Consider the following 12,609-nt stretch of genomic DNA (forward strand, 5'->3'; position numbering starts at 1 on the left):
TACTTGATAGGAGGTAGAAACTTTATGCTGAGTGATACTATAGCTGCCATTGCAACGGCTGTCGGCGAGGGCGGCATTGCGGTTGTACGAGTCAGCGGTCCAGAAGCGGTCACAGAAGTGGAGGCTTTGTTCCGTAGTAAAACACCTCTAAGCAAGGCTCCAACTCACACAGTACATTATGGACATATTATAGATCCTCAAAGCCAGGAAAAGGTGGAGGAAGTTTTAGTTACAGTGATGCGGGCGCCACGCTCTTTTACGACAGAAGATGTCGTAGAAATCAGCACTCATGGCGGGGTCGTAGCCGTCAAACGGGTGATGGATTTACTATTGCTGCAAAATATACGTCTGGCTGAGCCAGGTGAATTTACGAAACGTGCTTTTCTGAATGGTCGTATTGATCTGAGTCAGGCGGAGGGTGTCATTGACTTAATCCGCTCCAAATCAGATAAAGCTTTTTCGGTGGCTTTGAAGCAGGTAGATGGACAACTGTCCCAGAATATTCGTCGTCTGCGTCATGTCTTGGTGGAGACACTTGCTCATATTGAAGTGAATATTGATTATCCTGAGCATGATGTTGAATCTTTTACATCTGACTTAATCAAGGATAAAAGCAGTCAGGTCATGACGGAAATTGATCGGCTGCTGCATACGGCGGAGCAGGGAAAGATTTTGCGCGAAGGGCTGACTACAGCGATTGTCGGAAGGCCAAATGTGGGCAAATCGTCACTGCTGAACACATTGGCTCAGGGCGAGCGGGCCATTGTGACCGATATTCCGGGCACAACTCGTGACGTTATTGAGGAATATGTGACGATTAATAGTATTCCGCTCAAGTTGCTGGATACAGCAGGGATTCGTGAAACGATGGATGTAGTGGAACGGATCGGAGTAGAACGTTCGAGAACGGCAGTTAGTGAAGCGGATCTGCTGCTCATCGTTATTAACGCCAACGAACCACTGCATGAGGATGAAATGGCATTAATGGAACAAATCCGCGGTAGACAAGCGATTGTCATTATGAATAAAATGGACTTACCGGCTCAAGTAGACCGGGATTTGTTGCTCCGTTATGTTCCCGAAGAGCTTATCGTACCGATGTCTGTGAAGGAAAATGAGGGAGCGGACCGACTGGAGCAGGCGATATCCAAGTTATTCTTTAGTGGCAAGCTGGAATCAGCGGATATGACATATGTCAGCAACGTACGGCATATTGCTTTGTTGAAGAAGGCGCGCCAATCGCTGGTAGATGCCTATGAAGCAGCTGATCAATTTGTACCGATCGACATGATCCAGATTGATGTAAGACTGGCATGGGAGCATTTGGGTGAGATTGTAGGCGATACTGCGCATGATGCGTTGATAGATCAAATATTTTCACAATTTTGTCTGGGTAAATAGAACAATTAAGAATGGCTGGTATAAGCCTGCTATCGTTATAGATATACAAGAGCATATTCGGTGTGAAGACCGGAATGTATAAGGAGGTAAGAAAGGTATGGGTTACCAAGGAGGCGACTATGACGTAATTGTCGTAGGCGCGGGCCATGCGGGCGTAGAATCAGCCTTGGCAGCAGCACGGATGGGCTGTCGCACGTTGATGATTACAATTAACCTGGATATGGTCGCGTTCATGCCCTGCAACCCGTCTATTGGCGGTCCTGCAAAAGGGCATGTGGTGCGAGAAATTGATGCACTGGGCGGCGAAATGGGTCGGAATATTGATAAGACATTTATCCAAATGAGAATGTTAAATACTGGTAAGGGTCCGGCGGTTCATGCATTGCGTGCACAAGCAGACAAGTTCTCTTATCAGCATACGATGAAGGAAACGATGGAAAAGGAACCGAATCTAACCTTACGCCAAGGTATGGTGGAAGAGCTGATTATGGAAGACGGCCATTGCGTAGGTGTAATTACGAAGACGGGCACAGAGTATCGAAGTAAAGCAGTTGTCCTAACCACAGGCACTTATCTGCGCGGAAAAATCATTATGGGCGAGCTGATGTATGAGAGTGGTCCGAACAATCAACAGCCTTCGTTGAGATTGTCTGAGCATTTGAGAGAACTGGGTTTTGATCTGGTTCGATTTAAGACAGGAACGCCACCACGTGTGCACAAGGACACGATTGATTTTAGCAAAACGGAAATACAACCGGGTGATGATCAACCGAAGTTCTTCTCCTATGAAACGAAGTCTTCGGATAATGAACAGCTTCCTTGCTGGCTGACATATACTTCAGTAGAAACGCATCAGATTATTAATGATAACTTGCACCGTGCGCCCATGTTCTCTGGTTTGATTGAAGGGACGGGACCACGTTATTGCCCATCTATTGAAGATAAAGTGGTACGTTTCAGTGATAAGCCTAAGCACCAAATCTTTTTGGAGCCTGAAGGTAAAAACACATCTGAATACTATGTTCAAGGCTTGTCGACCAGCTTGCCAGAGGATGTGCAATTAGCTGTGCTGCGTTCGATTCCGGGAATGGAAAAGGTAGAGATGATGCGCAATGGCTATGCTATTGAATATGATGCAATGGTACCTACGCAGTTATGGCCTACTTTGGAAACGAAGAAAGTTCCTGGCTTGTTCACAGCAGGTCAGATTAACGGTACCTCTGGTTATGAAGAAGCTGCGGGCCAAGGAATTATGGCAGGGATTAACGCAGCTCGTAAGGTGCTGGGCAAAGAGCCTGTCGTATTGGACCGTTCGCAAGGCTACATTGGGGTTCTGATCGATGATTTGGTGACGAAGGGGACGAATGAGCCTTATCGTCTGCTGACGTCGCGTGCAGAATACCGTCTGTTATTGCGTCATGATAACGCGGACCTGCGATTGACTCCGATCGGGCATGATATTGGCCTAATTACGGATGAACGATACGAGCGCTTTTTGGATAAAAAGCAAAAGGTAGAGCAAGAGATTGAGCGTTTGCGCTTGGCGAAGGTTCGTCCGGTTGATATAAATGAGATGCTGGAGCAAGGCGGATCTGCACCAATACAGGATGGCAGTAATTTGTTAACGGTGCTACGTCGACCAGAGATCAGTTATGCGCAAGTAGCACAAATCTCACCTTCACCTATAGCTCTTACTGAGGAAGAACAGGAGCAGGTGGAAATCCAGATTAAGTATGCGGGCTACATTGAAAAGCAATTGATGCATGTGGAGCGTCTGCAAAAGATGGAGAAGAAGAAGCTCCCAGAGGATATTGTATACAATGAAGTTCAAGGACTGGCCATTGAGGCCAAGCAGAAGCTTGAAAAGATCCGTCCGATGTCGATTGGCCAAGCATCCCGTATTTCGGGTGTAACTCCTGCGGACATTTCCATTTTGCTGGTTTATCTGGAGCATTATAACCGCGTAACAGCAGCAAGGGGATCATAATGGACGCGATACAACAGCAATTTAAGCAGCGGCTGGCAGAGCATAGTATTGTGATTAATGACAGTCAGTTAGAGCAGTTTGAAACATATTACCGTGTGCTGGTTGAGTGGAATGAAAAAATGAACCTGACGGGTATTACTGAGCGCGATGCAGTGTACACCAAGCATTTTTATGATTCTCTTTCCCTGGCCTTTTATGTTCCGTTAAATGATGTGGGAAGCTTGGCTGATATTGGATCAGGTGCAGGTTTTCCAGGCATTCCTTTGAAAATATGCTTTCCGCAGATTCAGTTGACTATTGTAGATTCGTTGAACAAACGTATACAATTCTTGGCCCATGTAGTAGAGCAGTTGGGTTTGGAAAATGTTGAACTGGTTCACAGCAGGGCAGAGGAATTGGGGCGTAAACCAGGATACCGCGATAGCTATGATCTAGTGACAGCCAGAGCGGTTGCTCGTCTCGCCGTATTGAATGAATTTTGTTTGCCGTTTGTCCGTGAAGGGGGACACTTTGCCGCGATGAAGGGTAGTGATCCTACGGAGGAAATCAAGGAAGCCTCCTACAGTTTGAAAGAGCTAAAGGGAAAAATCAAACATGTTCAGGCTTTCCAGCTACCTGTTGAAGATGCAGCCAGACATATGATTATTATTGAGAAAAGAGCGGCTACACCACGGAAATATCCACGTAAGCCGGGTACTCCTTTGAAGACGCCGTTAGTGTAATTGTTTGAAAGAAAGTGAATGTTTCACGTGAAACATTCACTTTTTTTATGGCTGACAGACTCTTTACATAAAAGACACTTTGCTAACATGCGTTCTTGTTTACATGGGGGAAGAAGATGGATAGATAGTTGTCAAAGAGGATGCATAATTTATTATCTGATCCTTCCGAAAAGCTGATAGAGACGATAGGATTATGGCTGGAAAAGTGATAGAATAGAGATAATCGTTTTAATGTAAGTTGACTGCTCCCGTACCCATGAATTCAGATATACATATAGGGCAGTGGGATAACAAATGTCAGGGGTGTACGTGGAGTGTACCCGCTTACGGCGCTGTTTCATATAAAAGGGTCTACGATCCGCGTAAGGAACTGTTTTTCACGAAGCGCTGTTAGTATGGTGCTATTATGAAATTAGGTGGTATTATACGGAATGAAAGAACAATTTTCCAAGCTATTTGGTTTGACGGAGCGATCTACTGGGGACGAAATAAAACAAATTCCAGTTCGGGATATTGTCAGCAGTCCTTATCAGCCCCGTACCATATTTGACGACGAGAAGATTGATGAGCTATGCCAGACCATTAAGACGCATGGTGTAATTCAACCGATTGTCGTTCGTTTCCGTGATGGACATTATGAGATTATAGCAGGGGAACGTCGTTGGAGAGCTGTCACCAAGCTGGGTATGGAAACTATTCCAGCCATTGTTCGTGAGTTTAATGATTCACAAGCTGCATCCATCGCGTTGATTGAAAATCTTCAACGGGAAGGGTTAACTGCGATTGAAGAAGCTGTAGCTTACCAAAAGCTGATTGATCTACATCAGCTCACCCAGGAAAGCCTCGCTCAACGACTTGGCAAAAGCCAATCCACTATTGCTAACAAGATACGGCTGCTTCATCTGCCGGAGAGAGTGAAAGAGGCTCTAATGGAACGGAAGGTGTCCGAGCGTCATGCTCGTGCATTATTGTCATTAGAGACTGAAGAACTACAGTACAAGGTTTTAGATGAAGTCATTGCCAAGGAACTCAATGTGAAGCAGACAGAGGCACGAGTTGCCTTTTATAAACAAGTATCCACCAATAAGAAATCGAAGCGGATTTCCTTTACCAAGGATGTCCGGCTTGCGCTGAATACGATTCGTCAATCCATTGATATGGTGTCTGGCTCAGGCTTGGATATCAAAACCAAGGAATCTGATCATGAGGATCACTATGAGATTGTCATTCAAATTCCCAAACGTAAGTAAGGGATGAAGCGTACAGGCGGCAGCAATTGCCGCTTTTTCTGTCTAACGCCGAATAAAACCGCAGCATACTCAATTCTATTCTGAAATTGCCGTTATCCGTAAGTTAAGGACTAAGTAACGTCTCCATAGAGCGTTGTGTAGTTATGGAGTGTAGCAGGATTCCGATTAAATTATGAGGTGAATGAAGTGTCAAAAATAATAGCCGTAGCCAATCAAAAGGGCGGAGTAGGCAAAACAACTACTTCCGTTAATTTGGGCGCCGGACTTGCTTCCCTCGGCAAAAGGGTATTGCTCGTGGATATCGACCCGCAAGGTAATACAACCAGCGGTGTGGGTATCAATAAGGCGGACGTGGCAAATTGTATTTATGATGTACTCATTAATGAGGTTGATCCTAGCGAAGCTATTATGAGTACACAGGTTGAGGGATTAGATATTATTCCGGCAACCATTCAGTTAGCAGGCGCGGAAATTGAACTGGTGCCGACCATTTCTCGCGAATTGAGATTAAAAAGATCGCTTCAACTCGTTAAGCATAATTATGATTATATATTAATTGATTGTCCGCCATCACTGGGTATTTTGACGCTTAATTCATTGACGGCTTCCGATTCAGTCATTATTCCAATCCAGTGTGAATATTACGCATTAGAAGGATTAAGTCAATTGTTGAATACCGTGCGATTAGTGCAAAAACATCTGAACACCTCACTGCAAATTGAAGGTGTGTTGTTAACCATGTTTGATGCTCGCACGAACTTGGGTATTCAGGTGATTGAAGAAGTGAAAAAGTATTTTCAAAGCAAGGTTTATCAGACGATTATTCCACGCAATGTGAGACTCAGCGAAGCACCATCACATGGCCAGTCCATTATTACGTATGATCCCCGTTCCCGTGGGGCAGAGGTATATATTGAGTTGGCAAAGGAAGTGGTATCTTATGAGTAAACGGTTGGGAAAAGGACTTGATGCACTCATTCCCTCCCTTATGGTCAATGAAGAAGATAAAGTTGTTGACATTCCGCTCAGCCAGTTGCGTGCGAACCCGTACCAGCCTCGCAAAACGTTTGATGAAGAGTCTATTAAAGAATTAGCCGAATCCATTCGTCAGCACGGTGTTATCCAACCTATTATTGCACGTAGTGTATTGCGAGGATATGAAATCATAGCCGGGGAAAGGCGGTTTCGGGCGTCTCAATTTTGTGGGAATCCGACTATACCTGTAGTTGTTCGCAATTTTACGGATCAGCAAGTGATGGAGATTGCCCTGATTGAGAATTTGCAGCGTGAGAATTTGAATGCAATGGAAGTGGCAGTGGCTTATCAGGGATTGATGGATCAATTTTCTTTAACTCAGGAAGAGTTGTCCATGAAAGTGGGAAAATCACGTTCTCATATTGCCAATTTCCTTCGTTTGCTCGCATTGCCTGAAGAAGTTAAAGATCATGTTTCACGTGGAACATTGTCTATGGGACACGCTAGGGCTATTGTTGGGCTCAAAGATCCAGACAGGGTGAAACAGTTAGCACAGCAATGTATTGAACAGCAGTGGAGTGTTCGCGAACTGGAGGAAGCTGTACAGCAGTTGGATCATAAACCTGGTGAGGCGAAAGCCAAAGCAAAGGTACGGAAAAAGGACCCCTATATTGACCATATGGAAGAGTCCCTGCGTGAACGCTTTAAAACAACTGTTAAGATCAAGCACAATAAGGATAAAGGCAAAATTGAATTGAATTATTACAGCCAGCAGGATTTGGAAAGATTACTGGAGCTATTACAGTAGTTAGTTGAAATATGGACATGTCTCCTTGAGCAAAATGGAAAGTGAGATATGTCTTTGCTTTGTCTGGAATTGCAGGAATTAGAATGGTTTTGATGGATAAACTAATAGCCTTGTGTTATTTGTTTCGCTGTTCTCAAACGTATAAAATATAAGTATGCAGGTACATGATTTTTGAGGTAGAGGAGTAGAAGCAAGCATATGGCTGAATTGAATGGACTAATCATGGAACAGCTTGCCGGAATCGTTGCAGGGATCGTGCTTATTTTGCTCATCCTGTTGATTGTTATTATCGTGCAGGGTGCAAAGCTGAAGAAGATGCGGCGAAAGTATGAAACCATGATGGCAGGCAGCGGTGTCGAGAATTTGGAAACGCTGCTGATTGATTTGAAGGTACAGATGGATTCGATTGAGGATGAGCAGGAAACCCATCGTGCAAGTATGAAATCACTACGCAGCAAACTGACTGGCTTGAAGGGACATATAGGCATTAAACGCTATAATGCCTTTGGTGAGAGAGGAAGTGATTTAAGCTTCTCTCTGGCTATTGTAGACGACAATCAGGATGGTATGGTATTAACCGGCATTTATAACCGAGATGGTTCATATGTGTATGCCAAGCCTCTAGAAGCGGGACAATCCACCTATTCCTTATCACCTGAAGAAAAAGAAGCCGTTACTCTTGCGCAGCAAGCAGGACAGAACGGTAATGCCACTCCTTAATCGCGGAGTATAGGCTACCAGCAATGATATCTGATAATTTCATTACCAAATTTAGTCTTGTATTTTGTAGCACGAAGTATTCCATGAAGCCGCCGACGTTAACGATACCAGTCAAATGGATATCGCCGACCGGCGGTAATTCTTTATTTACACCTGCTCCCGGCTTGAGAGGGCCTTCTGAAACCTGAATGCACCCAACACTGGAGGTTTGTCCAAGACATGCATCTATACCAATGATATAAGGCTGTTCATACTGGTCTTGTATGCCGTTCAGCGTCGTTTGCAGGTTCATGGCATGTACAGGCTCTTCTAATGTACCGTATAGGTTAAACAGAGGGCTTTTGTAGCGTGCTAAATGCGTACCTACGAGCGGACCCAGGCAATCTCCAGTAGAACGGTCGGTGCCGATGCAAATAATGACGATATTTTGCAGACTCGGCGCCTGGTGCAGATGGAACAGCAGACGATGGATGATGGCTGATTGGATCCCGGGGTCTGTGTGTGATATTTTTAAGCTTAGGGGTTCTTGCCCCGGAATGAAGTCAGATGGATGAGTCATGGAATCTTCCTTTCGCTCTGTAATGGAGTGTGCGGGTTACGCTCGCTGTACCTTGGAGAATAACAATTAGCCTGCGGGTAACATTTATGCTCAAGATAGTAGCTAGTATATGGATAAACTTGTGTTTTTATACTCGAAGGAAGTAGATTATTCATAGCCATATGTTTGAAGTCAGTAGATAAGCTTATATAGTAGGAATAGAATTCGGGAAGCAGGAGGAGTAGTTCCCTTGTTTAAGGAGGAGTACAGCATGACCTTAATACATTGGTTGGCCGGTAATGTAGGTACGGATGACGTAGTGAAAGATGCGATTCAATGGAAGGATGCTGTATGGAAATGGCTCACTGATAGTACGATGTGGTCGACCCTTTTGTTTGTGATTTTGAAAATAGCGATTATTTTTATCATCACACGTATCTTTATTCGAGTTATTAATAAAATTATAGATAAGTCGATGCAACAAAAAGGAGATAACGGCAGGTTCCGATTGAATACAAGACGCTTAACGACTGTTGGGGAACTGCTGAAAAATGTAACCAATATTGTATTTAATTTCATTTTGATTATGCTGGTGCTATCGCAAATGGGTATTAATCTCGGCCCTCTGATTGCTGGAGCTGGAGTGCTTGGATTGGCTGTTGGTTTTGGGGCACAGAGTTTGGTTAAGGATGTAATTACCGGATTCTTTATTATTTTTGAAGATCAATTTGCCGTAGGAGATGTCATTCAGACAGGTACTTTCAAGGGTACAGTGGAAATGATCGGGCTGCGTACAACCAGACTGGTGAGCTGGAAGGGTGAGGTGTACATTTTACCAAACGGCTCAATTACAACGGTAACGAACTTCTCTATGTCCAACGCGTTAGCGGTAGTGGATGTGCCAATGAAGGCAGAGCGTAGCCTGGAGGAAGCGGTAGGTTTGGTAAAACAGGCAATTCAAGGTATTGAAGAGTCCAATGTACAGATACTTAATATACCGGATGTGTTAGGGGTTCAGTCCATGACTACCTCAGAGTATATTGTGCGTGTTGTGGCAGAATGTATGCCGAATACAGGGGCCGTGGTAGAGCGTGATATTCAGAATAACATCAAGAAGGCCCTAGAGGATGAGGAACATCGTCAAGCCGCTTTGGAGACAGCGATAACCCTAGAAAAAGAAGATGAACAAGGAAGAAAAGGGGGAGAGAAGGGTGGAGCGTAAGTCATTTGAACTAGGGGACATTGTACAGATGAAGAAGCCTCATCCGTGTGGAACGAATGAAATGGAAATTATCCGCATGGGGATGGATATTCGAATCAAATGTGTCGGTTGCCAGCATAGTGTGCTGATTCCGCGTGCCAAGTTCGAAAAGAATATGAAGAAAGTGCTGCGATCAAAGGCTAATGCCGACGAGCAAAACACAGAAGCAAATTGAGCCAAGAAAGATGAATGGCGATGAACCAGAATCAGCTTGCGTCACAGTTGCAATGATGATATAATTATCCTTGCTGCGGAAAGGTACCCAAGAGGTCTAAGGGGGCTGACTCGAAATCAGTTAGGCGTCGCAAGGCGTGCGTGGGTTCGACTCCCACTCTTTCCGCCACTAACTTCATTAAATAAACCAATCTCTTACGTCTGTGACGTAGGGGATTTTTTGTTTGTGGAATAAAAGATCAACAGACTGTGATAAAGTGAAAAGCACTAAGATAAACCATGAGGGTAAGATGGAAGAAACGATTACAAATCTATTGGGAATGAATAAGGCGTTATAACAAAAAAATGCTCCTAACAGCGGGGAAATTATTGCCGTTAGGAGCACTTTTTTGTTATAGCTGGTTAGGCGGGTAATGATAGCGTTTTGTTTTTTTTGAGCCAGAGATCATCAGAAGGATCGCTGCAATCAAATGGAGAGCCCAGCCTGCAAAGGGTATCCAGGCCAGCAAAGAAGTGAGTACTCCCCATACGGAGCCGTAGATCGCCTCCTGATTGCGTAACGACAGGATAAGTGTTACTGCGTGTAGGACAAGCATAAATCCCAGAGCCGAGTAGCCGGTCCCCATGACAATAGCTCCCCCCACAATCGGTACGGCAAGCACCAATTCGAATATACCTGATATCCACTTTAATATTCGAGAATAGCTCATCTTTAAACCTCCGTAGATAGTAGGTCTTTGTACTTGGATATATTCTAGCAGAAGGAGCTGAATTAATCTGCATTTTACCAGGATATGCAAAAAGTCCGATAATGCAACAAAGGAGGACCACAAAGGTCCTCCATCGTAGGCGATACATTTTTAACAGGATACGATCTGTCCAATCACATCATGAAACTCGGTGTACTGATAAGCAATACCGTGTTGAAAAGACAGTGTCCTTTTACACAAACCTAACGCTTCTAATGCCCGGAATGGATCTCCTAACAGTTTGTCCGGCTACGTCATCCAACGGAACCACACCTCTCTGTTGTATCGCCTAATCATAATATGGCCAGGATTCCGAGGAAATATACATTAGTGGACACGAGCTTTCGTTTTTTTCTTCCATTTGCGATTATGGTTGGCGGTCTCGGGAAAAGAATCGCCTCTTTCAAGCGTTACTTGCTGTGGGTTTTGGATTTCAGTATGGAAGCTCTTTTCTCCGACCTCCATGTATACGCCGTCGTTTGGGACCTTATCCCCTGGTTCGAACTCAGTCTTTTCACCCATACAGTGGTGCCTCCTTAGATAAATGAATTTGAACTGCAACGGTTATTGTGCGCTGTCTTGAACAGAAACATGCGAAATGAAGGTATACAGATAGTGAGTGAATCAAATGATTTCCTTTATATATGCGAAATTTTTGATGTTCTATAAAATTGTATAAAGCTAATGATATGCAGTGTTAGGCTTGTGTATTGAATTTGTAGGTTGCATTCAGTTGCTCAATTTGGTAAACTGTTTTAGTGCGAGCTTAGGCTCGTTCCTTGCTCTCAACTGAGATTGAGGGCCTTATGTCCATAAGGAGGTGTAAAGAATGCGCAAATATGAAGCGATGTATATTATTCGTCCTGACATTGAACAAGAAGCTGTTCAAGCGACAGTCGATAAATTCCAAGGTATCATCTCTAACGGCGGTGGCGAAATTACGAGTCACGATGTAACTAAACGCCGTCTTGCGTATGAGATCAAGAAATTCCGTGATGGTTCTTTCGTTCTGGTAAACTTCACAGCAGAACCTGCTGTTGTTACTGAGCTTGAGCGTATCATGAAAATTTCTGACGAAGTAATTCGTTATCTCATTACGAACGACGTAGCTTAATTATTGTACGTGATTATGTAATGAACAACGCTCAAAGGAGGGGATTGGATTGTTGAACCGTGTCATTCTGATCGGTCGTTTGACCAAAGATCCAGAGCTGCGCTATACACCGTCTGGTGTAGCAGTAACCCAGTTCACCCTGGCTGTAGACCGTCCGTTTACGAGTCAAGGCGGCGAACGGGAAGCGGATTTCTTGCCGATCGTAACCTGGCGTCAGCTTGCTGAAACATGCGCTAACTATCTTCGCAAAGGTCGTTTAACGGCTGTTGAAGGCCGTGTCCAGGTGCGTAATTATGAGAACAATGAAGGAAAACGTGTATACGTGACTGAAATTGTAGCTGATAATGTGCGTTTCTTGGAATCTAACCGCGATGGCGGTAACGGTGGCGGCAATAGCGGTGGAGCTGCGCGTGAGGAGTCTCCTTTCGGAGGCGGTAACAGCAATAGTGGACGCGGGAATAATAACTCGCGAAACAATCAGGATCCTTTTTCCGATGACGGAAAACCGATCGATATTTCGGATGATGATTTACCATTTTAATTGGGAAAGGACTGACAAAGAATGGGCTTCAGACAAAGAGAAGGCGGAGACGATAACAAAAGACCAGCTCGTCGTGGTGGTCGCAACAAACGTCGTAAAGTATGTTTCTTCACTGTGAACAAAATTACTCACATTGACTATAAAGATACAGACCTGCTTAAAAAATTCATCAGCGAACGTGGAAAAATTCTTCCTCGTCGTGTGACTGGAACAAGCGCGAAATATCAACGTATGTTGACAATCGCTGTTAAACGTTCCCGTCAAATCGCATTGCTTCCTTACACTACTGAATAGTAGTGGGTGGAAAAAAGAGACATTCCCGATCCCGGGAATGTCTTTTTTTGTGATCTTTTATATTGACAACAAGTG

General features: G+C 44.3%; 15 protein-coding genes and 1 tRNA gene. 13 read left to right on the plus strand and 3 right to left on the minus strand.

Annotated features, from left to right (window positions below):
- Positions 1–24 precede the first annotated feature (24 nt).
- The 7 genes from mnmE to WA407_RS00105 all read left to right on the plus strand — a co-directional run bounded on the left by mnmE (position 25) and on the right by WA407_RS00105 (position 7,863).
- Positions 25–1,401, plus strand: a complete 1,377-nt coding sequence (gene mnmE, locus WA407_RS00075; protein ID WP_039272137.1) for a tRNA uridine-5-carboxymethylaminomethyl(34) synthesis GTPase MnmE — start codon at positions 25–27, stop codon at positions 1,399–1,401.
- A gap of 97 nt (positions 1,402–1,498) precedes the next feature.
- Positions 1,499–3,388, plus strand: coding sequence for a tRNA uridine-5-carboxymethylaminomethyl(34) synthesis enzyme MnmG (gene mnmG / locus WA407_RS00080; protein WP_235306828.1), 1,890 nt, complete (start codon positions 1,499–1,501; stop codon positions 3,386–3,388).
- Positions 3,388–4,110 carry a 16S rRNA (guanine(527)-N(7))-methyltransferase RsmG gene (rsmG, locus tag WA407_RS00085; RefSeq protein WP_235306827.1) on the plus strand — a complete coding sequence of 241 codons (723 nt, stop codon included), beginning with the start codon at positions 3,388–3,390 and terminating at the stop codon, positions 4,108–4,110. The genes mnmG and rsmG overlap by 1 nt, the downstream gene beginning before the upstream one ends.
- A gap of 431 nt (positions 4,111–4,541) precedes the next feature.
- Positions 4,542–5,360, plus strand: coding sequence for a nucleoid occlusion protein (gene noc, locus WA407_RS00090; RefSeq protein WP_235306826.1), 819 nt, complete (start codon positions 4,542–4,544; stop codon positions 5,358–5,360).
- A 186-nt stretch (positions 5,361–5,546) separates the two neighbouring features.
- Positions 5,547–6,308, plus strand: a complete 762-nt coding sequence (locus tag WA407_RS00095) for a ParA family protein (protein WP_013312810.1) — start codon at positions 5,547–5,549, stop codon at positions 6,306–6,308.
- On the plus strand, positions 6,301–7,143 hold the full coding sequence (locus tag WA407_RS00100) for a ParB/RepB/Spo0J family partition protein (RefSeq protein WP_254327998.1): 843 nt from the start codon (positions 6,301–6,303) through the stop codon (positions 7,141–7,143). The genes WA407_RS00095 and WA407_RS00100 overlap by 8 nt, the downstream gene beginning before the upstream one ends.
- Before the next feature lie 198 nt (positions 7,144–7,341).
- Positions 7,342–7,863 (plus strand): DUF4446 family protein, encoded by a 522-nt coding sequence (locus WA407_RS00105; RefSeq protein ID WP_061830444.1) that lies wholly within the window; start codon positions 7,342–7,344, stop codon positions 7,861–7,863.
- On the opposite strand, the gene yyaC is transcribed toward WA407_RS00105, so the two are convergent.
- The gene (yyaC, locus tag WA407_RS00110; protein ID WP_336076513.1) at positions 7,817–8,422 is read right to left on the minus strand and encodes a spore protease YyaC; all 606 of its coding nucleotides are present in this window, start codon (positions 8,420–8,422) and stop codon (positions 7,817–7,819) included. The genes WA407_RS00105 and yyaC overlap by 47 nt on opposite strands.
- Positions 8,423–8,672: 250 nt before the next feature.
- Here yyaC and WA407_RS00115 point away from each other — a divergent pair, with 250 nt between their 5' ends.
- From WA407_RS00115 to WA407_RS00125, 3 genes are all read left to right on the plus strand, one after another.
- Positions 8,673–9,623 carry a mechanosensitive ion channel family protein gene (locus WA407_RS00115; RefSeq protein ID WP_235306825.1) on the plus strand — a complete coding sequence of 317 codons (951 nt, stop codon included), beginning with the start codon at positions 8,673–8,675 and terminating at the stop codon, positions 9,621–9,623.
- The gene (locus tag WA407_RS00120) at positions 9,613–9,837 is read left to right on the plus strand and encodes a DUF951 domain-containing protein (protein ID WP_025723137.1); all 225 of its coding nucleotides are present in this window, start codon (positions 9,613–9,615) and stop codon (positions 9,835–9,837) included. The genes WA407_RS00115 and WA407_RS00120 overlap by 11 nt, the downstream gene beginning before the upstream one ends.
- A 77-nt stretch (positions 9,838–9,914) precedes the next feature.
- Positions 9,915–10,005: transfer RNA gene (locus tag WA407_RS00125), tRNA-Ser, on the plus strand.
- Between the two features lie 223 nt (positions 10,006–10,228).
- Here WA407_RS00125 and WA407_RS00130 read toward each other — a convergent pair.
- A complete protein-coding gene (locus tag WA407_RS00130) occupies positions 10,229–10,546 on the minus strand; it encodes a hypothetical protein (RefSeq protein ID WP_336076514.1) in 318 nt (105 codons plus the stop codon).
- 366 nt (positions 10,547–10,912) lie between these two features.
- Complete coding sequence (locus WA407_RS00135) at positions 10,913–11,107, minus strand: YjzC family protein (RefSeq protein WP_013312803.1); 195 nt, start codon at positions 11,105–11,107, stop codon at positions 10,913–10,915.
- 307 nt (positions 11,108–11,414) lie between these two features.
- Between WA407_RS00135 and rpsF the strand changes: the two genes are divergently transcribed.
- The 3 genes from rpsF to rpsR are packed head-to-tail and all read left to right on the plus strand — an operon-like array spanning position 11,415 to position 12,534.
- A complete protein-coding gene (gene rpsF, locus WA407_RS00140) occupies positions 11,415–11,699 on the plus strand; it encodes a 30S ribosomal protein S6 (RefSeq protein ID WP_013312802.1) in 285 nt (94 codons plus the stop codon).
- A 49-nt stretch (positions 11,700–11,748) separates the two neighbouring features.
- Positions 11,749–12,240, plus strand: coding sequence for a single-stranded DNA-binding protein (gene ssb, locus WA407_RS00145; RefSeq protein ID WP_013312801.1), 492 nt, complete (start codon positions 11,749–11,751; stop codon positions 12,238–12,240).
- A gap of 21 nt (positions 12,241–12,261) precedes the next feature.
- A complete protein-coding gene (gene rpsR / locus WA407_RS00150; RefSeq protein WP_013312800.1) occupies positions 12,262–12,534 on the plus strand; it encodes a 30S ribosomal protein S18 in 273 nt (90 codons plus the stop codon).
- The last annotated feature ends 75 nt before the right edge of the window (positions 12,535–12,609 follow it).

It is taken from the genome of Paenibacillus sp. 203 (genome assembly GCF_037027525.1).
GTDB lineage: Bacteria > Bacillota > Bacilli > Paenibacillales > Paenibacillaceae > Paenibacillus > Paenibacillus polymyxa_B.